Origin of the sequence: Mediterraneibacter sp. ICN-202921 (assembly GCF_037890075.1) — a bacterium.
Lineage (GTDB): Bacteria > Bacillota > Clostridia > Lachnospirales > Lachnospiraceae > Mediterraneibacter > Mediterraneibacter massiliensis.
The window spans coordinates 74,595-101,474 of record NZ_JBBKBE010000008.1 but is presented as its reverse complement, the minus strand read 5'-3'; the positions used below and the strand labels follow the sequence as shown (position 1 = coordinate 101,474).

24 protein-coding genes are annotated in these 26,880 nt (G+C 34.2%); 5 read left to right on the top strand and 19 right to left on the bottom strand.

Features of this window, described 5'->3' with window-relative positions; all coding sequences use genetic code 11:
* Positions 1-841: 841 nt before the first annotated feature.
* Positions 842-1,447 carry an HD domain-containing protein gene (locus WKT01_RS08610; protein ID WP_117974744.1) on the top strand — a complete coding sequence of 202 codons (606 nt, stop codon included), beginning with the start codon at positions 842-844 and terminating at the stop codon, positions 1,445-1,447.
* Between the two features lie 154 nt (positions 1,448-1,601).
* Here the strand turns inward: WKT01_RS08610 and WKT01_RS08605 are convergent, their stop codons facing one another.
* The 6 genes from WKT01_RS08605 to WKT01_RS08580 are packed head-to-tail and all read right to left on the bottom strand — an operon-like array spanning position 1,602 to position 9,136.
* Positions 1,602-2,321, bottom strand: coding sequence for a GDSL-type esterase/lipase family protein (locus WKT01_RS08605; RefSeq protein ID WP_117974742.1), 720 nt, complete (start codon positions 2,319-2,321; stop codon positions 1,602-1,604).
* Positions 2,322-2,324: 3 nt separating this feature from the next.
* Positions 2,325-4,265 carry an ADP-ribosylglycohydrolase family protein gene (locus WKT01_RS08600; protein ID WP_117974740.1) on the bottom strand — a complete coding sequence of 647 codons (1,941 nt, stop codon included), beginning with the start codon at positions 4,263-4,265 and terminating at the stop codon, positions 2,325-2,327.
* Positions 4,246-5,976, bottom strand: coding sequence for a hypothetical protein (locus tag WKT01_RS08595; protein WP_117974738.1), 1,731 nt, complete (start codon positions 5,974-5,976; stop codon positions 4,246-4,248). The genes WKT01_RS08600 and WKT01_RS08595 overlap by 20 nt, the downstream gene beginning before the upstream one ends.
* Positions 5,977-6,026: 50 nt before the next feature.
* Positions 6,027-6,866 carry a carbohydrate ABC transporter permease gene (locus WKT01_RS08590; protein WP_059067065.1) on the bottom strand — a complete coding sequence of 280 codons (840 nt, stop codon included), beginning with the start codon at positions 6,864-6,866 and terminating at the stop codon, positions 6,027-6,029.
* 1 nt (position 6,867) lies between these two features.
* Positions 6,868-7,746 carry a carbohydrate ABC transporter permease gene (locus WKT01_RS08585; protein WP_117974736.1) on the bottom strand — a complete coding sequence of 293 codons (879 nt, stop codon included), beginning with the start codon at positions 7,744-7,746 and terminating at the stop codon, positions 6,868-6,870.
* A 55-nt stretch (positions 7,747-7,801) separates the two neighbouring features.
* Complete coding sequence (locus WKT01_RS08580; RefSeq protein ID WP_117974734.1) at positions 7,802-9,136, bottom strand: ABC transporter substrate-binding protein; 1,335 nt, start codon at positions 9,134-9,136, stop codon at positions 7,802-7,804.
* Positions 9,137-9,299: 163 nt separating this feature from the next.
* On the opposite strand from WKT01_RS08580, the gene WKT01_RS08575 reads away from it, so the two are divergent.
* Together WKT01_RS08575 and WKT01_RS08570 are read left to right on the top strand one after the other, a co-directional pair.
* Positions 9,300-10,046, top strand: coding sequence for a response regulator transcription factor (locus WKT01_RS08575; RefSeq protein WP_117974732.1), 747 nt, complete (start codon positions 9,300-9,302; stop codon positions 10,044-10,046).
* Positions 10,047-10,064: 18 nt separating this feature from the next.
* The gene (locus WKT01_RS08570) at positions 10,065-11,852 is read left to right on the top strand and encodes a cache domain-containing sensor histidine kinase (protein ID WP_117974730.1); all 1,788 of its coding nucleotides are present in this window, start codon (positions 10,065-10,067) and stop codon (positions 11,850-11,852) included.
* A gap of 38 nt (positions 11,853-11,890) precedes the next feature.
* On the opposite strand, the gene WKT01_RS08565 is transcribed toward WKT01_RS08570, so the two are convergent.
* The 5 genes from WKT01_RS08565 to WKT01_RS08545 all read right to left on the bottom strand — a co-directional run bounded on the left by WKT01_RS08565 (position 11,891) and on the right by WKT01_RS08545 (position 16,430).
* Positions 11,891-12,766: a DUF3881 family protein gene (locus WKT01_RS08565; RefSeq protein WP_059067074.1), complete on the bottom strand. Its 876-nt coding sequence runs from the start codon at positions 12,764-12,766 to the stop codon at positions 11,891-11,893.
* An 18-nt stretch (positions 12,767-12,784) separates the two neighbouring features.
* Positions 12,785-14,071, bottom strand: a complete 1,287-nt coding sequence (gene serS, locus WKT01_RS08560) for a serine--tRNA ligase (RefSeq protein WP_117974728.1) — start codon at positions 14,069-14,071, stop codon at positions 12,785-12,787.
* Positions 14,072-14,145: 74 nt separating this feature from the next.
* Entirely contained in the window at positions 14,146-14,676 is a 531-nt protein-coding gene (locus WKT01_RS08555; RefSeq protein WP_059070286.1) for a DUF4446 family protein, read from the bottom strand.
* A gap of 68 nt (positions 14,677-14,744) precedes the next feature.
* Positions 14,745-15,659: a ParB/RepB/Spo0J family partition protein gene (locus WKT01_RS08550; protein ID WP_117974727.1), complete on the bottom strand. Its 915-nt coding sequence runs from the start codon at positions 15,657-15,659 to the stop codon at positions 14,745-14,747.
* 3 nt (positions 15,660-15,662) lie between these two features.
* Positions 15,663-16,430 carry a ParA family protein gene (locus WKT01_RS08545; protein ID WP_117974725.1) on the bottom strand — a complete coding sequence of 256 codons (768 nt, stop codon included), beginning with the start codon at positions 16,428-16,430 and terminating at the stop codon, positions 15,663-15,665.
* Between the two features lie 382 nt (positions 16,431-16,812).
* Here WKT01_RS08545 and WKT01_RS08540 point away from each other — a divergent pair, with 382 nt between their 5' ends.
* Positions 16,813-17,775, top strand: a complete 963-nt coding sequence (locus WKT01_RS08540) for an alpha/beta fold hydrolase (protein WP_340312036.1) — start codon at positions 16,813-16,815, stop codon at positions 17,773-17,775.
* Positions 17,776-18,121: 346 nt separating this feature from the next.
* On the opposite strand, the gene rsmG is transcribed toward WKT01_RS08540, so the two are convergent.
* The 8 genes from rsmG to rpmH all read right to left on the bottom strand — a co-directional run bounded on the left by rsmG (position 18,122) and on the right by rpmH (position 25,136).
* On the bottom strand, positions 18,122-18,832 hold the full coding sequence (gene rsmG, locus WKT01_RS08535; protein ID WP_117974723.1) for a 16S rRNA (guanine(527)-N(7))-methyltransferase RsmG: 711 nt from the start codon (positions 18,830-18,832) through the stop codon (positions 18,122-18,124).
* A 13-nt stretch (positions 18,833-18,845) separates the two neighbouring features.
* Entirely contained in the window at positions 18,846-20,756 is a 1,911-nt protein-coding gene (mnmG, locus tag WKT01_RS08530) for a tRNA uridine-5-carboxymethylaminomethyl(34) synthesis enzyme MnmG (protein ID WP_117974721.1), read from the bottom strand.
* Positions 20,722-22,137, bottom strand: coding sequence for a tRNA uridine-5-carboxymethylaminomethyl(34) synthesis GTPase MnmE (mnmE, locus tag WKT01_RS08525; RefSeq protein WP_059067087.1), 1,416 nt, complete (start codon positions 22,135-22,137; stop codon positions 20,722-20,724). Before mnmE ends, mnmG begins: the two co-directional genes overlap by 35 nt.
* Before the next feature lie 89 nt (positions 22,138-22,226).
* Positions 22,227-23,024 carry an RNA-binding cell elongation regulator Jag/EloR gene (jag, locus tag WKT01_RS08520; RefSeq protein ID WP_059067089.1) on the bottom strand — a complete coding sequence of 266 codons (798 nt, stop codon included), beginning with the start codon at positions 23,022-23,024 and terminating at the stop codon, positions 22,227-22,229.
* 21 nt (positions 23,025-23,045) lie between these two features.
* Complete coding sequence (locus tag WKT01_RS08515) at positions 23,046-24,350, bottom strand: YidC/Oxa1 family membrane protein insertase (RefSeq protein WP_059067091.1); 1,305 nt, start codon at positions 24,348-24,350, stop codon at positions 23,046-23,048.
* A gap of 12 nt (positions 24,351-24,362) precedes the next feature.
* Positions 24,363-24,575 (bottom strand): membrane protein insertion efficiency factor YidD, encoded by a 213-nt coding sequence (gene yidD / locus WKT01_RS08510; protein ID WP_059067092.1) that lies wholly within the window; start codon positions 24,573-24,575, stop codon positions 24,363-24,365.
* 30 nt (positions 24,576-24,605) lie between these two features.
* Positions 24,606-24,941, bottom strand: a complete 336-nt coding sequence (rnpA, locus tag WKT01_RS08505; RefSeq protein WP_059067094.1) for a ribonuclease P protein component — start codon at positions 24,939-24,941, stop codon at positions 24,606-24,608.
* Between the two features lie 60 nt (positions 24,942-25,001).
* Complete coding sequence (gene rpmH, locus WKT01_RS08500) at positions 25,002-25,136, bottom strand: 50S ribosomal protein L34 (protein WP_004841272.1); 135 nt, start codon at positions 25,134-25,136, stop codon at positions 25,002-25,004.
* A gap of 358 nt (positions 25,137-25,494) precedes the next feature.
* On the opposite strand from rpmH, the gene dnaA reads away from it, so the two are divergent.
* The gene (gene dnaA, locus WKT01_RS08495) at positions 25,495-26,865 is read left to right on the top strand and encodes a chromosomal replication initiator protein DnaA (protein ID WP_059067096.1); all 1,371 of its coding nucleotides are present in this window, start codon (positions 25,495-25,497) and stop codon (positions 26,863-26,865) included.
* The last annotated feature ends 15 nt before the right edge of the window (positions 26,866-26,880 follow it).

The window sequence follows — 26,880 nt, the reverse complement described above, 5'->3', positions numbered from 1 at the left end:
TGTATTTACCGTATTCAAAAGATATTATGCTGTGCTAATATTTTATTGAAGTTTTCTCGCTTATCTAAAAGAACACATTTAACAATATAACATATTTATTTAAATTTCTCAACAATATTTCTGCCAAGTTTTTTTCACTAATTTTTTCTTTTTTTAGGTCATGCATGATCATAGTTTAAACAAGTACATAGCCACAATCCCACTTCCATTTTCATTAAATCGATTCCAAAAGAATTGAAAAACATTCATTGTCTGTAAGACTTTCCATAACCCCTATAATTTGCAGCCTTATCTCTGCCATGACTTCTCATTCCCTTGGCACGGTTCCGCTTGATCCTGAAGCAGCATTTTCTCTTGTAAGATGCAAAAAAGAATATCTTGACTTTTACTACTTCAAATATAAAGCGGTAAACAGGCATTAACACAAACATGTACTCATAGTAACTGCCCGTAAATTTGTGCGATTGGTTTTTGCACTGCTCAAATACAATCGTCTATATTGTCCGGCAAGATAAATTCGTCTACTTGCTGATCAGCTACGCCCTGCTTATTTTAAAAAAACATGGTCGACAGAGCTTAGGCAGGTACTTTTTATTTTCGTGAAACATAGCAGAAAATATGTGTTTTTATTATCCATTTTCATTTTACATCACACCACTGGACTATGATTATTCAACAAAATTCTATACTATTTTCATTATTATACATTTACAAATTGTTAAATACAAGAAAATATGATACTATGCAGACAAATAAACAGATGTTTTCAATCACGGAAATGCTATTTTATAGTTAAAAATAGAGTATTCTTTAAAAACATAAAGGAGATGAAAGACATATCATGAAAGATCCTATAACAATCTCTGACGCAAAACAAGAATTAAAAATAGCTGAAAGGCAAAATCCCGGACTATGGATTGCCCATTCTTATCATGTAGGAGCGGCAGCAAAGTATATTGCCGAAGCGTGCAAAACGCTAGATGTGGAAAAAGCTTATATTTGCGGCATTTTGCATGATATAGGACGAAGAAATGGCAAATCTGCTTTAAAGCATGCCATAGACGGATATGAATATGCTATGTCCAAAGGATGGAATAGTGTGGCAAGGATATGTCTTACTCACTCATTTCCGGTCAAAGACATCACAACAGATATATCGAAAGCAGATATCAATGAAAAACAATACCAATTTATGAAGCGCTATTTAGAAGAAACAGAGTATGACGATTATGACAAATTGATCATACTTTGTGATTCTCTTGCTGATGCACAAGGTTTTTGTATTTTGGAAAAAAGATTTGTAGATACGACATGTCGATATGGTATATATCCATTTACGATAGACCGTTGGAAGCAGACATACCAATATAAAGAATATTTTGAAAAAATGCTAGGAGCGTCTGTATATACACTTTTACCGGATATAGACAAATGTATTTATAGCTAAGATACCTTTAAGATGTATACCCATCCGTATATCTCGTGATACATTCCTTTCAGGCAGTGTAGCACGTCAAGGTATATTTTATAAAAAAAGAGGCACAAGCGATTGGGAAATACTTCCTCTGCATTCTCGTCTGTACCTCTTTTATCAAAATTATTTACTTAATAAAAAACTGAAGTTTATCTTTCAAAATTTCTGCCATTATGTCATACCCAAATACATTAGGATGAAGACCTTCCAAACTCAATTCTTTTCTTAGAGAATATCCATCTTCATTTAAAAAGGCCGGATAATAGTCTGCAAAAACAACACCATATTTCTGCGCCTTTTTTTTCAGTTCCTGGTTATACAAATATGCATATTTTTGTCTGTCACGTTCGTGGTTTGTCCATTCCATACAAGTAGGCAAAATAGAGCAAAGCACTGCAGATATTTGTTCTTCTACAGAAATCTTTAATATTTTTTCTATATTTATCAAAGCTTCTTGTAGAATATTTTCTAATCTTTTCCCTTCTTGCTGCTTCCAATAATCAAACTCCAAATCCCAAGAGTCATTAATTCCTGCCATTATAACTACTATTTTAGGTTTTAGTTGAACTACATCTGCCCTAAATCGATGAAGAAGAGATGAAGTTCTGTCGCCTCCAATTCCCCGGTTTATGATCCGAAGTGGGTACTCTTGGAAATAGGCGGATAATTCCCACATTTGTATAATAGAATCTCCAATAAACACCATGTCCACTTTACATTCTTTTTGTATAAGTGTTTGATTTTTACAATCAAATTCCATTCTTCTTTCATCAGCCCTCATAACTTGTGAAAGATACCCTGGCTTTATCCATGGTTTCATTTGTAATATATTTTTTTGAATGCTCATGCTCTATCTTTCCCATATAAACTTATTTCGGCAGATTCCCATGACAGGCATCCCATGATTTTTCTCGCATACCGTACTCATACCGCCAATTGTAAAATGTGCTTCTTCCGGAACATCCTCTGCCTGAAGTTTAATAAAAATTTGATTCCATCCTTTTACAAATTTTGTAACTTTATAATTTGACAAATCTCCCAAAGCGCCGCCATTTCCCAGATTTGCCCTAAGCGGTGTTTTCTGAGTTGTAGTGTGGATCCATTTCCCGTTTAAATATAGTTTCATATATCCATTGTTCGGAACTCCCAATACAACATCTTTCTCTTCTTCAGAGTAGATATGATGCAGGGCATAGATCACTCCCTTCTCTTTGAAGCGTGTTCCCAACTGTAAATCATTTCCTGTATTCCATTGTTCGGTAAAGCCACAAGGCGGTCTGACAAACCACTCTTCCTCATTTATACCACAATCATCTTCTATGTTTTTTCCTGGATAGAGTTCAGAAATCATCCATCGATTTCCACCTAATAAGACAATAGGAATTGCCGGGATAGCAGGTTCTTCCTCTATTTGCACTTTTAGCCAGCAAAGATTAGATTCTTGAATCTTCAAATTATCTGCCTGGATCTTACAACCGATTTCTTTTTTGCCTTCTGCTTTGATTTTAAATATTTCGTCCACCGGCTCATATAAGCTAAAACCATCTGGCACTTCTAAAGCTACATGCAATACTTTTTCAACTAAATGTGGATTTTCAAATTTTACACCTATTTCTGAAATCCGGTTTCCTAAAATTGCAGCATCATCCTTGTACTTCACTGTTATATTAATTGTTCCATATGAATAGGATATACTGTCTGCCTCGTATTCTTCCAGAAATGAAAGTTTTGGCATCGGAAGTTGTATATTAGAGCTCATATCATCATTATCCGAAAAAATAATTTTAGATCCCCAATACCGGAGCACTCGTTCTGCTTCTGCACAGACCTCTTCCGTCAGTTCATGTATATTAGTAGGGGCAGTCAAATTTCTGATTCCGCCGGTGGTCATATTTGTTGCGATATCATATCCCAATGGTTCTATCCATTTTTCTGGTAAAGAGGAGGCGCCTCCTATGATTCCAAGTATTGCTCCTAAAGTTGCAGCTGTACAATCTGTGTCCCATCCACAATTGACTGCCTTACATATAGAATCGCCAAAATCTTCTCCGTATAGCCAGCCTATAGTCTGAAATGCAAGATTTAAAGGAGAGTACTGCGCTACTGGATTATAAAATGTGTCTACCAGATTATTTCGATTATCTTCATACTTCATACCCGCATGATAATTTTCAATACATTTTTTTACACATTGATATGTTAAAGAAGAAGATGGAATTGCTGCCAATGCCATATCCAAAAGAGAAAACTTATTTCCATTTATAAAAGCATACGATTCTAACACTGCATTAAATATTTCTCCATAAACAGATTCTCCTCCTCCATGGTCTACGATGGCATCTTGATAGGCATACCACGCCGCCACTTCCGGACATCCCGGTGCAATACACGCCCACAATTCTGATCGAATAGGACTTCCCATACAATCTTTAAAGGAATTATTATGCCATCCGCATACAGGAGGCAGCAATCCTTTTTGCATATTTTCTTTACTAAGTCCATACTCATCAAAATTATAAGCAACACAGTCTTTCCAAGCTTCTGTCAAATCTATTGCTGTAATCCCCGGTCCTTTTTTCTGCAGCTGCTGCAGCCAGATTAACTGCAGCTCTAAATCGTCATTAGGGATCCCTCCTTCTGGAAGATACGGATACCAGTTTATATGAAACATCTTCTTTTCACCAAATTTTCCTTCCAAAGGTTCCCCTAATGTTCCACCTGCATTTTTGCCTAACCAGCATCCCATAACTTTATCCCGAAAACATTCCCGGTTAATTTTTATTTGTTTCATATGCCTTTCCTTCTTCCAACATTCTTTTTAATGCATTTGTATAGAATTCTACTCTTTCTGGATTTAACTGAGCATCAAAAGGATATTTTTCTATAAACGAAGTCTGTAAAAGCCCTTCCTTATATATTTCCATTTCACGTATTGTTTCACCTAAAAGTTGTGATGCTGTTTTTCCATCCAATAAAATGTCTTCTTCATTTCTTTCTGTCACGTATCTGCCAAAACAATACCCTCTTGCTGTAAGTCTAAACCCGCGTACATACCAACGCATAAATGCAAAGTGCTCTTTCATCTTCTCATAGGCGGTTTCTGTCAGCCCCATATTTTCTTTTTCAACCAGATCTGCCAACTTTTCACATGCCAGATATGCGTCTTCTTTATCAGATACAATTTTAGCAATATTTTCTTTTGTCATCTCTAATGCATCTTTTTTCTCCGGATCCCATTCACTTAAACTATGATGTGTACCTCCGATAAAGGTAAATTGCTCTGGTGTCAGATGCATACAACTATCGTTTGAAAATAAACATCCATTTACAAAATTGGTCTTTTCGACGATTGGCCATGTCTCATCCATAATTTCTTTAATTTTTTTGACACATTTCTTTACTTCTCCGGGATTTAATGTATCACTGATCAAATGCTCTCCTTGCAGCCACCGCAGATAAATTTCTTCTTCCTGAATATTTTCATTCTCCGCATATGCCGCAATTGCATACAAATTCACCATATTTAAATTATCAAAACATGTCCAGTCCTGAACACCTTCCCAGTCTGTTCTTGCCAAGAAGCCACTTACTTTATGTTCTTTTCCATATTTCAGCCTGCGTTTGATATCTGAAAGCATTGCCGATGGCTGTGCACCCCAGCCAAAAAACTGACCATTCACATCATACTCTGTAATCTGCGGATGATCACCTACCTTTCCCATTAATGGATTGTCCGGGAAAGTTGGATAAAAATCATGGGGTGTATTTTTTAAAGATAATACGATTTCTTCCGGCATATCGATAAATGCTTTCTGGAATCTGTCTTGTTCTGCCTTTGTATAGATAAAATCTCGGATAATTAATTTCTTTCCTGCTTCTTTAAAAGGTTTATACATTGCCATGATCATGTTTTTATACCATTCTACTGGATCCAGATTCCGGCATCTTTCACATCCACATGCAAACGTATTACTTATCGCAAGCCTCGCTTCACCTGTACCGATAGAACAAACGATACCCGCCAGATCCGGCAAAGCAAGAAAGAGCTCTTTATATTTATATGGTAAAAATTCTTCATACCAAAAGGGATTGCTTGGACAAATTGTTCCATCTTCTTGCATAAGTTCTTTTTTATATTTCAAAACAAAATCAGAAAACCATAACTCTTTATTTTCAAAATAAATATCCACACCTGCTTCTTTTGCTTCTCGAATTACATGATTTATATAATCTCTTCTATTTAAATTCAAATTTTCACGCAGTGCATGATTTAGAATAGGATGATCTACTTCTAAAAAAGCATCATAATAACTTTTTGGATTACCGCTTCCTCCCAAAAACTTTGCCGGAAAAACAATTTTATCTTCTATTCCAGGTTCGTGAAAAACCATTGCGTTCATATTGTTGCGCACCATAAAATCCAAGCGTTTTCTTATTTCATCTAAATTCCATATTTGTGTAAAATCATGAATCTCCATTGCGCGAAAAGTATAAGTTTCCATTTATTAATTTTCTCCTTTTTCTATATAATTTTTTTCTATATAATATACATTCAGCCTTTTAAACCAGAAGATGCAATCCCTTCTACAAAATATTTTTGCAGACAGAAGAACATGATCACCAGCGGGATGATCGAAACACATGCCATAGACATAATTTCATTCCAGTTTGTAGATGCCGCAACATCCAATCCCATTCTCAATGCCAGTGAAAGAGGATATTTTGATACACTGTTTATGTAAATCAATGGATTCATAAAATCATTCCATGTCCAGATTGTCTGAAAAATACAAATAGATATCATAGACGGCTTCAATATAGGAAGAAGGATCTTTGTCAATATTTGAAAAGAATTACATCCGTCAATCTTAGCTGCTTCATCCAACTCTTTGGGTATTCCTCTTAAAAATTGTACTTCCTGATAGATGAAAAATGGATAGCAGGCAAATAGTGCAGGCATCCAGAATGGCATATAACTGTCCAACCACCCAAAATCTCGAAACAGAAGATATCTTGGAATAATAAGAACCGCATTTGGAACCATTAAAGTGGATAACATAATTCCAAATAAAAGTTTATTTCCTTTAAAAGAGAATCTGGCAAAGCCATACGCAACCACTGTACACGAAATAACAGTAAATAAAACCGTAGGTACTACCAACAAAAATGTATTTATAAAAAAATCTGTAAATGTATATTGTCCGGAAGATTCCCAACCTTTTATAAAACCAGACCAATCAAAATGTTCCGGTAATAAATTCGTTGCAAGATTAATTTCTTCATTTGTTTTAAATGATGCGAAAAACATCCATACCAGCGGATAAATCATACATATTCCGATTACTGTTATCAGTATAAAGGAGAACCAACGCATATATTTTTTCTTTTTCATCTTATTTGCCTCCTTCATCACCATAAAATACCCAATATCTTGAAGTAAAGAAAATAAAACCACTTAAACAAAGCAGCAATATAAACAACAACCAAGATTCTGCACTTGCATATCCAAGATCTGATTTCACAAAAGCATCCTCATATATTTTCAGCGCCATAATATTTGTTGATTTCAAAGGTCCCCCACCTGTTACTACATATGCCGAGGTATAGTTTTGCAATGCATTGATTGTCTGCATCACAATATTAAACAACATGACAGGACTGATCATTGGAAGGGTTACTTTAAAAAATACTTTCACTTTTCCTGCCCCATCTATCTGTGCGGCTTCATATAATTCTCTTGGAACTTGTTTTAATGCCGCAAAGAATAAAACCATAGAAGAGCCAAACTGCCAAATATCGATCAACCCGATTGTAAATAAAGCATATTTGGGGTCTCCCAGCCAATTAATATCTGTTCCCAACAGATTATTAATAATGCCGGTTTTCATAAACATAACTCGCCACAGGGCTGAAATTGCTACGCTTCCGCCAAGTATGGAAGGAAGATAATACATAGTCCTAAAGATCCGTATTCCTTTTATCTTCATACTCAATATCATAGCTACAATCAAAGCAAATATTAATTTTGCAGGAACTACCATTAGGATATATTTAACTGTGACCCACAGAGAATTAAATAAATCTACATCTGCGGTAAACATTCTTATGTAATTTTCAATTCCTATAAATTGGTATTCCCCTCCTAATTTAATATCAGTCAGGGAATATCGAAAAGAATTTACCAGAGGAATTAATTGAAACATAAAAAAACCTATCACCCATGGACATATATACAAGTATCCTTTTACCTCTCCAAGTTTCTTTCTTTTCATATCTTCCCACTTTCCAGAGGGTTGACAAGTACGTCAACCCTCCTAGTTACTTTTATTATTTTTGTAAACGTTCTAATGTTTCTTCGAGAAGACTCATTGTATCATTTGTTATACTTTCTACGTCTCCCTGTCCATATGCAATTTTTTCTACACCATCCTGCAAAATCTCTACAACTTCTGTCGGCGTATAAAGATTCTGATGTATTGTTCCTGTTTCTCCAGCTTTTTCAATTGCTGATACTAATACCGGATCTGCATACCCTTCTTCTTCGCAAATCTGCCGTCCTTTTTCTGTAGCAGGCAGAGAACGACATGTCTTTAATGTCTTGATCGCTGTCTCATTATTATAAAAATAATTCAAAAAGTCTGCCGCTACTTCCGGATGTTCACATTTTGAAGAAATTGCTAACATCTGCGGAGGTACATATAAAATCCCAGATTCTTTAGCATCTTCAAATTCCGGCATATCTAAAGCTATTGCCGTATCCTGAAAGTCATAATACCCATCAAATATGTTAGATGTTGCACCATAAACTAATGCCAATTCGTGATTAATCCATTTTGGATTTGTATTCAATTTTAACGCATACGGAGCGCTGTCTGCCGCCGGTTCTATGACATTATTTCTATACATATCGTCGATCAATGAAAATGCCTTTTTAAGATCCTCTTTCGTAAAATTCATTTTCATTGTATCTTTATTAATTAAATCTTCTCCTGTGATCTGTGCCATGATAGAACCTAATAGTTCTTTTCCAAGTGTTTCAATATCAATATTGAATAAATAGTAGTTTTCATTTGTTTCATGAAGTGTTTTTCCCGCTTCAATAAAATCATCCCATGTTTTAATAGTTTCTGCATCCATTCCTGCTTCATCAAGAAGTTGTGTATTTGTCAGCCAGATTCCACCATTAATTCCTGTTGGAAGGGCGATCATTTTACCATCATAATAGGAAAAATTTTGGATAAACTCTTGATTAAAATCCGATGTATCCAAAATATCTGCATAATCTTCCAAGTTTACAAATACATCACCAATTTCCATTAGATCCGAAACTGTATTTGCATTATATTGAATGATATCTGCAGCAGTTTCTCCTGAAAGCTGTGTTGTCAGTTTTTCAAAATAGCCATCATATCCCCCATACTCAGCTTCAATCTTTACATTCGGATGTTCTGTTTCATATTGTTCGATCACATCCAAAGTAGCCTGATGTCTTACGTCATCTCCCCACCACATAAAACGTAAGGTGATCTGCTCGTCCGAACTTTCTGTGTTTTGTCCAGCTGTTTTATTTTCCTGCTCTGTTTTTCCGCAGCCGGTAAAAACTGCTGCCGATGTAACAAACATAGCTGCTGATAATAAAACTGCTAAATACTTCTTTTTCATAAATCTGTTCCTCCTTTTTTTTATACTTTAAAATTAGCACACTCTTATTTTTTATCCTAGATACGTTTCTTGACTTTTATTCTGACATTATGATATGATTTTTTACATAAGTATCAATTATTAATATTTTCACTCTTTTTATAACCTAAAGTGAGGAACTCTTATGTTAAATTTAGTTATAGTAGAAGACGAATCCAATATCCGCGAATGTCTTATTCATCTATTTCCATGGGATTCTCTTGGAATACAGGTAACAGCCAGTTTCTCCAATGGGCAGGATGCTTTTCATTATTTATCTGTTGAGCATGCGGATATTCTTTTAACGGATATACGGCTTCCAAATATTTCCGGTCTGGACTTGATCCGTATGCTTCGCGAAAATAAAAATCCGATCGAAATTGTCATTCTTACAGGATATAAACATTTTGACTATGCGCAACAGGCCATTCGTTATCAAGTACATGATTTTCTGCTAAAACCTATCAAATATGAAGAACTGACAACAACAATGCTGCATATTAAAGAAATGCTGGAAAAATCATCTGATGCTATTCCTCAAAGCATACAAAATAATGATGACTCTTATCATAAAAAAATCATCTCTATGGCAAAAGATTATGTCCAGAAAAATTTAAATGAAGCTTCCCTCGAAAATACGGCTCTCCATGTCCATTTGAGTCCCGGATATTTTTCAAAATTGTTTCATAAGATAACCTTAGTAACCTTTTCTGATTATTTGATTCAGTGTAAAATGGAACGTGCTGCAGAATTATTGCAGAATATTGATTTTAAGATGTATGAGATTTCTTTGATGGTAGGATATGATAATCCCAAAAATTTTACTCGTGCTTTTAAACAATATTTTAACGTGACACCACGAGAATATAGAAATCACAATATCAAAGAATAAAGAGGTTTGTACTGCTTTATGAAACAAAAATATTTCATTCATAAATTTATTCGATATTTTTTTATTTTTTCTGTGCCTGTTATTATTATGGGAATTTTTCTTACTATCTATTCTTTTTTTCAGATCCGTCAGGATTCGAATACGCAGGCACAAAGTACCTTTCGAATAAGCAGTCAGCTCATGGAAGAAATTCTTACAAAAGGGGATGATGTAGCAGATTTAATGAACACAAATAGTTCTATCTCCATGTCTATGTATCGTATTCTTAACCAAAATTCTATGGATTATAAAGAAAATATTACAAAAAATATCATGTTTTATATTTTTGAAAATTTAAAATCCAGCTCTTCCTATGTAGATTCTGTATATGTATATTTTCCAAATGAAGAAGACTACTTTTTCCAGACAAATAGAAAATTAACCTCTATCAGTCATTCTGCCGATAAACAGTGGCTGGAAGATTTTAAAACACATACAAAAGAAGAAGATAAGTGGATTACTTTACGTACCGCTCAGAATTATCATTTTGAAGACGCTCATAAGGTCGTGACTATTTATAGGAGGATTCAATATTATGACGGCGTTTTAGTCATTAATTTAAATCCAGCTGTTTTGTCAAATCTTCTGTCTTCTCTTGAAAATTATCCTAATGAATCTGTCTTTGTAACGGATTCAAATGGAATGATTTTATTTTCTAATGAAAATGCAAAACAATTAAACTTTAAAGAAGATCAAGGACTTCATGAACAATTGTCTCTATCTTTATCCAATGAGGGCCATTATCTTTCTTCCGTTAAATATGATGATCATACTTATACTGCAACTGAATTTACCTATCCGGATTATAATCTTCACTTTTTATCACTTGTTCCTTCACACGACATTTATCGTCTTATGTATAATATTTTTTATTGTGTTATGGTCGGTATTATAATCGCTGCAATACTATGTCTGATACTAAGTCTTTACCTGACTCAAAAAAATTTTCATCAAATAGAACTTCTTATGGATATTTTGTGGAAAGCTGAAAAAGGAAAACTTCCGCTTGATGACAATGGTGGACTTATTGACGCAAAAAAACTAGATGAATATAATCTGATTCTAAATCGTGTAATTCTCACTTTTGTTAAAAATAACACATTAACAATGCAAGTAAAAGAATATCAGCTAAAGAAAACACTCAGTGAACTTAAAGCTCTGCAGCTTCAGATTAATCCTCACTTTTTCTTTAATACTTTGCAGTCAATCGATATGGAAATTATAAAAAACGAAGGCTATCAGGCATCAGCCAGCAAATTAATACATGCACTTTCAGATATACTGCGCTATGCACTGGAAGATTCCAGAACTCCTGTTTCTTTGAAAGATGAAATACAGTCCTGTAAAGAATATATAGAAATACAAAAATTTCATAATCCTGGACAAATTGTACTTTTATGGGACTATGATGAATCTTTATTGCAGTATTCTGTAATCCGTCTTCTATTTCAGCCTCTCCTTGAAAACAGTATACACTATAGTCTTCAATCTCCTCATGATACTTTAGTGATACGTATTAAAATTTATGATGCCGGAGATTCTTTAAGATTTCATATCTTAGACAATGGGATAGGTATTGAAAAAGAGCGCTTGGAACAGATCCGTATTTCTCTAGAGTCTTCAGAAGAACAAGAGCACCATATAGGAATCAAAAATACACATAAACGTTTAATTCTTACGTATCCTGATAATGCAGGATTATCCATCATCAGCCATATAGGACAAGGTACTTGTATTAGCTTTTCTATTCCTAAAAAGCAGAAATAAAATAGATAAAAGGGATATAAAATTATTGCAGGGATACATTAAAAATTAATGTATCCCTGCAGCCATATTGTACCTTTAAACCTTCTTCCTATTTCCGGTTCTCCCATCACCTCTGCGGCGGGTACACAAATATCAAACTGTAATTCATTTACATCTAGTTTCATCTGATATATTCTTTCTTTTGTCAGTATATTTTCACGTTCCCTTACAGCAAGTATTTCTCCCATTATAGAATATAGATCACATTCAACTCCATAGGGCATAAAATACGTATCTACAATCGAAAAAATATCTTCGCTTATCAACCTTTTTGACACTTTAGAATAAATATCCATATCATCCAATGTCAGAGTCTCTATAGCTGTCTGATCTCCACTTCTCGCTGCATTTAATAATTTTTTTCTGTTTTGTGATGCTTCTTGCTCATTTTTTATCTGCTTTTCATCTTTTCTGACAGGAAATAATATTTTTCCGGAAAGTGCCAGCCCTGCAAATGTAACGGAAGTTTCTAGACCGGACAGAAAACCAATCTGTTTCTCTTTCATATACTCTACACCATTTTGCAGAGTAAATATCAGGCTGATCCCAACTTTTGGATCCTCACATACTCCGATGTATTGCTCTCTTTCTATTCTCTTTTCTACAGCGATTTCTGCATAAGTTGTAACTCCGCTTCCTTCAAAATATGGAAAATAATAGCTCATGTCAAAATTTTCTTGTTCATCCAATTCTCCACAAAGTGTAATTCCCATATTCTGCCCATACTCTTTCTGATATTCACAGAAATCTTCTGAAGTATGATAGGAAACAATCATCTGATGTGTAAAATTTTCTTCTGCTTGTTTTAAAATTTCTTTTAATTCTTTTCTGGTCTGAAGATTTCCAAAACCGATTGCTTTTAAATATTGGTGCATTGTGTTCTCCAATTTAGACTATTTTTTTGGCACGATTTTTTCACAGCCTCCCATATATGGGCGGAGCGCTTCTGGTATTCTCACACTGCCATCAGCTTGAAGATTATTTTCCAAAAATGCGATCAACATTCTCGGAGGTGCTACTACTGTATTATTTAATGTATGCGCAAAATATTTTCCATTTTCTCCTTTTACTCTGATTCCCAGTCTTCTTGCCTGTGCATCTCCTAAATTTGAACAGCTGCCTACTTCAAAATATTTTTTCTGTCTTGGAGACCAGGCTTCTACATCCACAGATTTCACCTTCAAATCAGCCAGATCTCCTGAACAACATTCCAGAGTACGCACAGGAATGTCTAAAGAGCGGAAAAGATCTACTGTATTTTGCCATAATTTATCATACCACTGCATACTATCTTCCGGTTTACATACTACGATCATTTCCTGTTTTTCAAATTGATGGATCCTATATACGCCTCGTTCTTCTATACCGTGCGCGCCTTTTTCTTTTCTGAAACATGGAGAATAGCTCGTCAATGTCTGCGGAAGTTCCTCTTCTGTCAGCATAGTATCAATAAATTTTCCGATCATGGAATGTTCGCTTGTTCCGATCAGATATAGATCTTCTCCTTCGATTTTATACATCATGGCATCCATTTCTGCAAAACTCATGACGCCTGTCACAACATTACTGCGGATCATGAAAGGTGGCACACAATACGTAAAACCTCTGTTTATCATAAAATCTCTCGCATATGCTATGACTGAGGAATGCAGCCTTGCAATATCCCCCATCAGATAATAGAAACCATTTCCTGCAACTCTTCTTGCACTATCTAAATCAATTCCCTGAAAAGCTTCCATGATCTCTGTATGATAAGGGATTTCAAATTCAGGAACTACCGGTTCTCCAAATCTTTCCACTTCCACATTCTCACTATCATCTTTACCAATCGGAACAGATGGATCGATAATATTTGGAATCGTCATCATAATTTTCTTAATCTTTTCTTCTACTTCTTTTTCTTCTGCAGACAATTTTTCCATTCTGTCGGCATTTTCTGTAACTTGTTTTTTAAGTTCTTCTGCTTCTTCTTTTTTTCCCTGTGCCATCATAGCGCCGATACTTTTGGAGATTTTATTCTTTTCTGCTCGCAGAGATTCTACTTCCTGCTTTATTTCTCTATTTTTTTTGTCCAATTCTAAAACTTCATCTACTAATGGAAGTTTTTCATCCTGAAACTTATTTTTGATATTTTCTTTTACTCTATCCGGATTTGTTCTTACAAATTTAATATCTAACATATTCTTCTTTTCCTCTCCCTTTTTTTATTTCTTTAATCTCATCTTGTTATTTTTTACTTTACTGCTTGATTGTTTTATTTTTCCATGTCTTTAAGATCATATGCTTCCTGATAAATTGCTTTTTCGAGTGATTCTCTTTCTTCCTCTGCAAGTTCTATATAACTTTCCCCTTTTACAATTTCTTTAATATACGTATAACAGCCTCCCCTGCTATGCATAGCATTTAAGATCCATCCATTATTATTTTGATCCAACATTGTCAATGCAAAACTCAAATCTCCCCCCATTTCATGAAATGCATCATATTTTACAATACCGATCTTTTGATAATTGTTTTCTATCTTTTTATAAATATCTTTGATGTTGTCACGGTTTTCTTTCGCCATTTTTGAAATCTCTTCTAGCATATCAAATCTTTCAAATATACTATCTTCCAGATTTTTTCCGTCTTTTCCTTTCATAAAAGATGAATAACTTGCCTTTAGTCGATTATATTTCATATTGGCACTTATCAGTAATATAAACAATATAATTTGTATAAAAAATAATATTACAAAAATATAGAATGGATCAATGCCTATATTTTCTAAAATTTTGCTTTCCATATTCATCAGGTCTCCTTATTAATTTTCAATGTACGTAAATTCTTTTTATCTTATTCTCCCCGAAATTTTTATTTATTTTGGATCGTCATAATTAAATCGTAAATTCTTTCTAATTCTTCTTCTGAATAATATTCTATCTCTATTTTTCCTTTTCCATTTGCTTTTGGAGTCACGCTTACCTTTGTACCAATGACGTTTTTCATATGTTCTTCAATATTTTCATATACAAACGTATGTTCTTTTTTTTCTTTTTTTACTTCCTTTTTTGGATTTTTTATCTCTTTGACAAGTTTTTCTGTTTCCCTTACGCTTAACTTTTCATCAAATATTTTATTTGCGAGAATAAACTGCTGTTCTTCATCATCAATAGCAAGCAGTGCTCTTGCATGACCTGTACTTATCATATCATCGACGATCATTTGCTGTACTCGACTGCTTAATTTTAAAAGTCTCATGGAATTTGTAACTGCAGTTCTGCTTTTAGAAACTCTCTCCGCAACTTCATCTTGTTTCAGATTAAATTCTTCTAGAAGTTTCTTATATGCCATTGCTTCTTCTATTGGATTTAAGTTTTCTCTCTGTATATTCTCTATCAAAGAGATTTCAACTATTTCTTGTTCTGTATATTCTTTTATCAGGACAGGGACTTCTTTTAAACCAGCTAATTTTGCTGCTCTCCATCTTCTCTCTCCTGCAATGATCTCATAATAATCTTTCTTTTTCTGAACAAGTAATGGCTGTAAAACACCAAATTGTTTTATAGAATCAGCCAATTCTAAAAGCGCGTCTTCATCAAAATCTTTTCTTGGTTGATCTCGGTTCGGTTCTACTAAATTAATTTTAACCTTTACTTCTCCACTGCTATTTTCTTCCTTTGTATCATTGTTTTTATCAATGGATACGTTAGATTTATTTTTAATTTCTGTCTTTGAAGGTATAAGACTATCTAATCCTTTCCCAAGTCCGTTTCTCTTCACTGCCATTGTTTATTCCTCCCCTTTATGAATCACTTCCTCTGCGAGCATCATATAACTTTCAGCCCCTGTCGATTTTGCATCATATAGATTTATAGGCATTCCATAACTTGGTGCTTCTGCAAGTCTAATATTTCTTGGGATAATTGTTTTATAAATATTTTGTTCTAAATTATCTTTTACATTTTCTACAACTTGCAGTGATAAATTTGTTCTGGCATCATACATTGTAAATACCACTCCTTCTATTTTCAAAGAAGGATTTAATCTTTCCTGAACCAGTTCAATAGTATGTATAAGCTGGCTAAGTCCCTCCAACGCATAGTATTCACATTGTATAGGTACTAAAACCGAATCTGCTGTTGTCATTGCATTGATTGTAAGCATGCTCAATGCCGGAGGACAATCAATAATAACAAAGTCATAATTATCTCTTATTTTATCCACTTCTTTTTTAATTATAAACTCTTTGTTTTCTACACCAATCAATTCTATTTCAGCTGCTGATAAATCAATATTTGAAGGAAGTACATCTAGATTTTCTAAAACATCTTTACATACGCAATTTTCTACTCCGACATTTCCTATAATCAAATCATATATACTATTTTCAACTTCATTTTTATCTACACTTAATCCACTTGTCATATTTCCTTGTGGATCCATATCAAGTGCTAAAACTTTTTTTCCTAAGCTTGCCAAAGAAGCGGAAAGATTAATTGCTGTTGTTGTTTTTCCTACACCGCCTTTTTGATTGGCTATTGCAATAATTCTGCTCATTTTTGTACTCCTTTCTGATGAATACTTTATTATTATATCACCTTTTAATTTTATTATCTATAATAATGTTTCACGTGAAACATCTTTTTTGAAACTATTATTAAATACGAGTTTCGATTTGCATATTTTCACTAATTATTATAACATATAAAATCATTTATTTAATGTTTCACGTGAAACATTTATTTTCAATAATTAAATACAATCAAAACCAACTATTTCTAAAAAAGTACCAAAACATATTACAATTATTTCTATTAATATATTTTCTTAATTTCAAATTTTATTTACTAATACCAGGCATAAATTTAAAATAATTTAGGGTTTATTTGCAAGAAAGAGTGTAGTATAATTAAAAATATAATTGAAAGCAGGTGATACATTGAATTTTAAAAAGAAGGTAGCTGTTTTTACAGCATTAACAGGCAGCACTTTAGGAATCATGCATATAATAAATAGACTAGTGTATTATATTTCTACTGTAGATAATTTGTTAGATTCTGATAAATACAACTATTATGATTGGCGTTTTGGAAAAATAGCTTACAAAAATCAAGGAACAGGATCTCCTATTCTATTAATACATGATTTAACCGTAGGAAGTTCTTCTTATGAATGGTCTAAAATAACAGAAACACTTTCAAAAACAAATACAGTTTATACCATTGATCTACTTGGATGTGGTTGTTCAGATAAACCAAATTTAACTTATACTAATTTTCTTTATGTACAAATGATAAATGATTTTATCAAACATGTCATTGGAGAAAAAACAGATGTAGTAGTATCTGGCCTTTCAAGTTCATTTGTAATTATGGCATGTGCAAATGATCCTACTAATATAAACCGTGTTATATCAGTAAATCCAGAAAATCTTGTCTCCCTTGCCAAAATCCCAACTAAGCGGACAAAACTTATGAAACATTTAATATCTGCTCCTATACTTGGAACTTTTATTTATAATATTGCTGTAAACAAAAAGACGATTGGACAAGATTTCTATTCTTCATACTATTATAACCAAAATTTAATTGATGAAAAAAGTATTATGACCTATTTTGAATCTTCTCATAAAAAGAATACCCATTCAAAATATCTCTATGCCAGTCAAAAAGGCAGATACACTAACTCTAATATACTTTATTGTTTACACAAACTTACTAATAGTATTTTTATTATTATAGGAAATTCTAATCCTGAATATGGATTAATAGCTAATCAATACCAGAACCAATTACCTTCCATAGAAATTATAGGAATCAACAAAACAAAACATCTTCCTCATATGGAAAGACCAGATGAATTTATAGAACAAATAAAAATATTATTTTCAGAAGAAAAGTAAAATAGAAATTTACCGAAGCAACAAGCAGTACAAAAAGAACAGTCTACACCCTGTGTCATGTTTGCATGTAAACAGGGTGTGAGCTGTTCCTTTTCATTCAGCGATAGCCGATAGCGAAATGAAGCGTAAGCAGAATTGAACTAACACTGCGGAAGAACATAAGCTTATATTCAAAACAGAAAAAACTATAGAAGGTACACAAAGAAACACTGTGTCAGAACACAGGGCAGGCCCGCTTATCTGACACAGTGTTTCTTTGTTGTCTCTTTCAATCAGAAGTTTCGCTCCACTATCAGAAGGAAATAAATACTTCTGTTTGGAAATCCGCAGCAGCGTGAAGTCATATTTACAATGGTTCTTTTGTTGGTAATCCTGCTTTTCTTGGATACTTTTTAGGTGTATTTTTATTTTTTTGTATTTTAATAAAAGATCTCCCAATTTCTGATTCCGGTATCTGAAATTTTATACTATCACATATTTTTCCGCCTAAAATGTGTACAGCCTTTTCTGCCTGTTTTATCTCTTCATCAGCAGTACTGCTTTTGTAAGAAATAAATATACCCCCCACCCGTATGAATGGTATACAATATTCACTTAATGTAGATAAATTTGCAACTGCACGTGAAACACATAGATCAAACTTCTCTCTATATACTTCCTGTTTCGCAAAGTCTTCTGCTCTGCCATGTATAGCAGTAATATTCTTTAATTCCAATTTCTTTATGACTTCATTTAAGAATTTTACTCTCTTATTTAAGGAATCCAAAAGAACCACCTGCATATCCGGAAAAGCTATTTTTAACGGAATTCCCGGAAAACCGGCGCCTGTTCCTATATCAATCAGGGATGTATATTTTGTCATGTCGAGAACCTTCACTACTGCAAGACTGTCAATAAAATGCTTTTCATACACTTCCTCATATTCTGTAATGCCTGTCAGGTTCATAATCTTATTCCATTCTACAAGCAATTCATAATAATCTCGGAACTGTTTTCTCTGCGTATCATCTAAATCTATTTTTAAATGTTTTAATTGTATATCAAATTTTTCTGCCATATAATTTATCATCCTATTTATCTGTTTTGTTATATATACCTTCCAGATATACTAAAAGAACAGAAATATCTGCCGGTGAGACACCAGATATTCTTGATGCCTGCCCTATTGATTCCGGACGAAGCTGGCTTAATTTCTGCTTTGCTTCAATACGAAGGCTCTGGATCATATCATAATTTATATCTTGCGGTATTTTCTTTTTTTCCAATTTTTTAAATTGTTCAACCTGTCTTTTTTGTCTCTTTATATATCCGTCATACTTAATATTAATTTCAACTTGCTCTGTTACATCCGCCGGAAGTTCTTTTCTTTCTTTATCTATAGGTTTAAGACTTTCATAAGATAGCTCCGGACGTCTTATCAAATCTGCCAGTGTAGTACCAGAAGTAAGAAATGTGCTTCCATAAGAAGAAAGTAAATTTTGCACCTCTCCAGATGTTCCAATATTTGTATGCTCTGCCCTTTTTATTTCTTCTTCTATCAACTGCTCTTTTTTTAATAAATTTTGATAGCGTGTTTCATCAATCAAACCTATTTCGTATCCCCTTTTTGTCAAACGAAGATCGGCATTATCTTGTCTCAACAAAAGACGGTATTCTGCCCTGGATGTCATCATCCTATAGGGTTCATGACTTTCCTTTGTAACCAAATCATCTATGAGGACTCCTATATATCCTTCTGAACGATCGATCACGATTCCTTCTTTTCCCTGCAGCTTTCTTGCCGCATTGATACCTGCGATCAGTCCCTGTGCCGCTGCCTCCTCATATCCTGAACTTCCATTAAACTGTCCGCCGCTGAAAAGACCTTCTACCTCTTTAAATTCCAGTGTACTTTTTAATTGTCTTGCATCAATACAATCATATTCTATCGCATAGGCATTTCTTACGATTTTAACATTCTCAAGCCCCGGAACACTTCTATACATAGCATATTGCACATCTTCTGGCAATGAACTAGACATTCCTCCTACGTACATTTCTGTTGTATTTAATCCCTCCGGTTCTATAAATACCTGATGTCTGTTTTTATCAGCAAATTTTACAACCTTATCTTCAATAGACGGACAGTATCTTGGTCCTGTTCCTTCTATCATTCCAGAAAATAAAGGGGATCTGTCCAGATTTTCCCTTATGATCTCATGCGTTTTTTCATTTGTATAAGTCAGCCAGCAGGAAACTTGTTCAATCTGCACATCATCTGCATTTGTTGTAAATGAAAAGGGAACAATCCTTTCGTCGCCTTTTTGTTCTTCCATTTTGCTGAAATCAATTGTATTCCTATCGATCCTTGCAGGTGTTCCTGTTTTAAAACGATACATTTTAATCCCAAGTGATTTCAAACTATCTGTCAGATAATTTGCGCTTTGCAGTCCATTTGGGCCTGTAGGAGTGCTTACCTCTCCATATATACATCTCGCTTTTAAATAAGTTCCTGTACAAAGTATTACCGCAGAACAACGGTAAATAGCTCCTGAATAGGTCTGTATCCCTGTTATTTTTCCATTCTCAGTTAAAATATCTGTTACTTCCATTTGTTTAATATCCAGATTTTTCTGATTTTGCAGAACTTTTCTCATTTCTTTTGTATATTCTGCCTTATCTGCCTGTGCACGAAGTGAATGGACTGCCGGACCCTTTGAGCGATTTAACATTTTAGACTGGATAAATGTCCGGTCGATCACCTTTCCCATTTCTCCTCCTAGTGCATCTATTTCTCTGACAAGATGTCCTTTGGAACTTCCTCCGATATTGGGATTACAAGGCATTAAGGCAATACTGTCTACACTGACAGTAAACATGATCGTCTTAAAACCAAGTCTTGCTGTGGCAAGCGCAGCTTCACATCCCGCATGTCCTGCTCCTACTACAACTACATCATACACATCTTTATTTTCCCATACAGAATTTACTGAATATTTCATTGACCAAATCTTCTCCTATTGTTTCTCCTGTAATACTTCCTAATATCTCATATGCATCCATTAAATCTATAGAATAGAAATCCTCCGGCATTTGATTATTTATACTCTCTGTCACCTTTTCCAGACTGTTTACCGCTTCTTTTAAAGCCTCCTTTTGCCTTAGATTTGTTATATAGATTTCATCATTAAAAGAAATATTTCCCCTTAAAAACATTCTTTTTAAAGTTTCTTCAAATTCTCTGATACCTTGTTCTTTTTTTGCAGATATGTCGATCATAGGAATGTTATTTTCTTTCTTTTTCTCATCTGTTTTATAAACAGATGAAACTTCTTCTATTTTTTGTTCTATATCCTCTTTTGTAATAACAGTATCTAAATCTGACTTATTTAACAAAATAATTGCTTTTTTATTATACACAAGATTTAATATCTTTTCATCATTTTCATCCAGATTTCTAGAAGCATCTACTACATAAATAATAAGATCTGCAGCTTTTATATATTCCTTTGCCTTTTCTACACCCATTTTTTCAATGATATCTTCTGTTTCTCTAATCCCTGCAGTATCGATCATATTCAAATTTAATCCCTGCAAGTGTATCTGTTCCTCTAAAATATCTCTTGTCGTACCTTCTATATCTGTTACGATAGCACGTTCTCTTCCTGACAGTACATTTAAAAGAGAGGATTTTCCTGCATTTGGTTTTCCTACAATTACAGTTTGTATTCCTTCTTTCAGGATTCTTCCATCATCTGCGGAAGAAATTAGTTTTTTTAGTTCTTTTTTTATTTTCTCTATTGTATTTTGTAATTTTTCACCATACCCATCCACGCTGATATGTTCCGGATCGTCTAAGGCGGTCTCTATAAAAGCTGTATGGTATAAGATTTCTTTCCTGATTTCTTCTATCTTTCTTCTTACACTTCCTTTTAGCTGACTAACAGAACTTTTCAGGGCATACTCATTTTGAGACTGTATCACATCGATAACTGCCTCCGCCTGGGATAGATCTATTTTTCCATTTAAAAAGGCTCTTTTTGTAAATTCTCCAGGCTCTGCTGCTCTTGCCCCATTTTCTAATACAGTTTCCAGAACTTTTTGTAGAACAAAAGTACCTCCGTGACAATTAATCTCTACTATATCTTCTCCTGTAAATGTTTTTGGAGCTTTCATAACGCTGACAAGAACTTCATCCACATTTTCATTGTCTTTTTGGATAAACCCATAGTGGATCGTATGACTGTCTGCTTCTGATAATATTTCTTTTCCTTTATAAATTCTATCTATCACTTCAAATGCTTCATTTCCACTAATCCTGACGATTCCGATTCCCGCATTCGTCATTCCTGTAGATATTGCGGCAATTGTATCTTTCTTCATCTTTCACCTCAATAACAAAAAGAGACGCTTTTTATCTTCACGAAAGTTTCCGTGAAGCGTAAAACGTCTCTTTCGCTTCTATAATCTTCCTATTTCTTTAATGTAACAACTACTTTTCTGTAAGGTTCTTCCCCTTCACTATGTGTCGTAACATATGGATCTGCCTGTAAAGCAGCGTGGATGATTCTTCTTTCATATGGATTCATAGGTTCGAGAGATACTGCTCTGCGTGTTCTTTTCACCTTATGCGCAATATTCTTTGCCAGATTCTTCAGAGTTTCTTCTCTTCTTGCACGATAATTTTCTGTATCTAATTTAACACGCACATATCCTTCCTGATGTTTATTTGCCACACGATTTGCAAGATATTGCAGCGCATCCAATGTCTGTCCTCTTTTGCCGATCAAAATTCCCATGTGTTTTCCATTCATCTCAATGCTTAAAGCACCGTCTTCATCTACTTTAGAAGTGATTTCTACTTCCATATCCATAGCAGACAAAGTATCCTTTAAGAAATCTTCTACGGCTTTGATTGCTTCATCCGTTACTTCAGCAAGATCCTCTTTTTGTTTTACAGAAGTTTCTTCCTGTTTTTCAACAACTTTTTCTTCTGTTTTTTCTGCAGGTGCAATTTTTTCAGCCTGTTTTGGCTTTTCCTTTTTTATCTCGGGTTTCTTAACAGGTTCTTCTTTTATGATCTCTGGTTTTGGTTCTGGCTTTCTTCTTGCTTCAATTACTGCCTGTTTCATTCCAATTCCCAGAAAACCGGCGCTTCCCTTTTCAATCACTTCATATTCCAGTCGGTCACTTGTTACACCCAACTGAATCAATGCTTCTGTTATTGCATCATCGACAGTCTTTGCTGATACTCTGATACTCCCGTTCATCCCTGCTCCTTCCCGCGATAACTATTTATCACTATCTTCTTTCTTCGTTTTTTCTTTGCTTATGCCGTCATTGCCATTATATCTGCTTACCAGATTTGCCTTAGCTGCAAGACTTCCCGGTTTTGCATTCTTACTATATTCTGCGGCTTTTTTTAACTTTTCTTCTTTTTCGGAATCAGACATATTTGATTTTTTCTTCGCTGTCACGTTTCTTGTACTTTGTGTTGCCATTCGATTTATTTCCTGAGCAGAAGTACCTTTTTTCTCACGCTTCTTAGCTGCCTTTTTCTGATTCTCTTCAATCAATTCTTCCACTGTTTTCTTGCTTAAATACTTATTAATCGCAAGCTGCTGTACACATCTTACCAGAGCACTTGCTGCCCAATACAAACCAAGACCTGCAGGAAGAGTAAATCCAAATACAACAGAAATCAGCGGCATTGTATAGATCATTGTTTTCATAGAACCCGCCATCGGATTATCTCCATTATCCTGCATTGCCGGCTGCGGCTGTAATTTTACACTGATAAACTGTGTAAGTCCTGCCATCAAAGGAATGATAACAGCCATAATGATCCCTATGATAGAAAAATCATGGAATGCTGACATTAACATAGTCAAAGGCTGCTCTCCAATATTGATCCCAAGGAAAGTATTTAAATGACCTACCTGACTGACCGTATCATTTACGATCTCACTTAGAGAAGGCATTTTATCAACTAATGTATTCCATGTAGAATCCTGAAATTTATAAAGCGCATTGACAATGGTATCCACTTTCGAATAATCATAAGATTTTGGACTCATAAGAACCGGACTTGCTTCTCCTATTTTTTCCATGATCTTCTGGAAACCATCTGTCGCCATAATCTGATTTACAACAGGCATATAAACATCTTTTACGCCTTGTACATATTTTGGTATATTAGAAACTACCGGGTACAAAGCAAACAAGATCGGCATCTGTATTAACATCGGAAGACATCCTCCTGTTGGAGAAGTTCCGTATTTTTCATATATGATCTGCATTTCTTCCTGCTGTTTTAACATGGAAGCCTGATCTCTTTTTCCTGCATATTTTTTTTGTATTTTTCTTATATCAGGCTGCATAACAGCAGACATCTTAGACCATTTCTGTTGTTTGATCGTAAGAGGAATCATTAATGTGTAAATAATGATCGTAAATATAATGATACAAATACCGATATTTTGAATACCAATCGCATTCATCACATTATAGATTCCATTCATCAGTTTACCCAACAGCCAGGCAATCTGCTTGATAATCGGCCAGTCTCCGTAACCGACAGCTAAAATCCCATACATCTTTTATCCTCCTTAAGGTACCGGGTCATACCCTCCTTTTGCAAATGGATTGCAGCGCAGTATTCTCCAAACAGTCAAAGCGCCCCCTTTGATTGCTCCGTATTTCTCGATTGCTTCAATCCCATACTGTGAACAAGTTGGTATATAAATACAATGATACTGCCTTTTTAATCCGGATAAATACTTTTGATAAAACCGGATCAACGCGATCAAAATCCGTTTCATCTTCTACTGCACTCCTTTATGTTTGTCCGATCAGACATATATCTCATGAAGTTTTCCAAGGTGGATCAGTGCACTCAAAATTTCCTGATATGTTCTTTCTTTTGCACTTACTCTGGCTATAATGACAATATCATATCCACTTTGGAAATGTTCTTCCGATAGTCTATAACTTTCTCTGATCAATCTTGTGATATGATGTCTTATGACACTATTTCCTACTTTCTTGCTGACAGAAATTCCTACTCTATTTTTTCCAGTTTCACTTTTTAAAATATACATAACAAGATATTTATTCGCATAAGATTTTCCTTGTCTGTAAACTGTCTGGAAATCTTTATTCTTCTTTAAAGATTCGGAAAATTTCATTTATCTCCTCATTCCATCTGCATTTTAAATAAATAGAAGAAAAGGCCACATATATGCGGCCTACGCTGACAACTGTTTTCTTCCTTTTGCTCTTCTGGCAGCTAAAACTTTTCTTCCGCCTGGTGTGCTCATTCTCGCTCTAAAACCGTGAACTTTAGCTCTTGATCTTTTCTTAGGCTGAAATGTCATTTTCATTATCCATACACCTCCCTTTACTTGATATACTTTATAATAAAGTATCAACAATATTATCTCATTATACAAAAAGACACTGCTCTTAATTATAGAAAAAAAACAGCCATAAGTCAAGCAATTCGGAATATTTTTTTATCCACTTTATCCACACAATGTGAATAACTTGTGGATAACCACAAAATAATCTGTAGATAACTTTTCTTTTTATCCCAAACATGTCTCAATTCTCTGTATATTCTATGTTCATAAACTTATACACATAGATTTTCCGTTGCTTATACCTCTTTTTTGATGTAAAATGTAATAGAGAGATTCTGCCTTTATATCTCTCTATTATATTGATTAGGAGTTATTATCCATGAATATTGTAGAAAAAAATTGGGAGCAGATCCTGAATAAAATGAAATTAGAATATTGCTCTTCAAATATTTCATATAATACCTGGATTGCCCCGCTTACTGTATATGAAGTAACAGAAGATACAGTCTACATACTGGTAAAATTAAGAGCAAGTCTGGAACATATAGAAGATAAATACAGACTTCCTTTCCGCGTGTGTATCGGTGAAGTAACAGGAATTGAATATGAAGTTGCTTTTGTCACAGAAGATGAAACTGTCATCAGAGAAAAAAAACAATCCTCTGTAAAGAAACAAAAATCAAATGCTATTTTTGAACAGGCAAATTTAAATCCCAAATACACATTCGATACGTTTGTTGTCGGAAGCAATAATAATTTTGCTCATGCAGCTTCTTTAGCTGTCGCAGAATCGCCAGGCGAAATTTACAATCCACTTTTTATATATGGAGGAGTAGGGCTTGGAAAAACCCATCTAATGCACTCTATTGCTCATTTTATATTAGAAAATGATTCTTCTAAAAAGGTTCTTTATGTAACAAGTGAAACATTTACAAATGAGCTGATCGATGCTTTAAAAATTGGAAAAAACGGAAACGAGTTGGCAATGACCACATTTCGTGAAAAATATAGAAATAATGACGTACTTCTGATCGATGATATTCAATTTATCATAGGAAAAGAAAGTACACAGGAAGAATTTTTTCATACCTTTAATCATCTTCATGTATCAGGAAAACAGATCATCATTTCCAGCGACAAGCCTCCAAAAGATATCGAGACACTGGAAGCACGTCTTAGGACAAGATTTGAATGGGGACTGATCGCAGATATCTCCTCTCCTGATTATGAAACAAGAATGGCCATCTTAAGAAAAAAAGAAGAATTAGATGGACTGGAGCGTTATCATATTCCCGATGAAGTCATGCAATATATAGCAAATAATATCAAATCTAATATCAGGGAACTTGAAGGTTCTTTAAATAAACTGATAGCTCTTGCTAATCTTGAAAACCGAGCTATTGATATTCCACTTGCTGCAGAAGCATTAAAGGATATTATTTCTCCGGACAGAAATCGGGTCGTTACTCCGGAACTGATCATTGACATTGTATCTGACCATTTTAATATTCCTGTTTCTGAACTAAAAGGAAAAAAACGAAATGCAGAAATCGTCCTTCCCAGACAGATCATCATGTATCTATGCCGTAAAATGACGGAGACTCCCTTAAAGTCCATTGGGATCATCCTTGGCGGCAGAGATCATGCTTCTATCAGTCATGGAGTAGATAAAATTGAAGCCGCTCTTAAGAACGATGAAGCTCTTAATAATACAGTCAATATTATAAAGAAAAAAATCAATCCAATATAAGCAAAATACATCCTT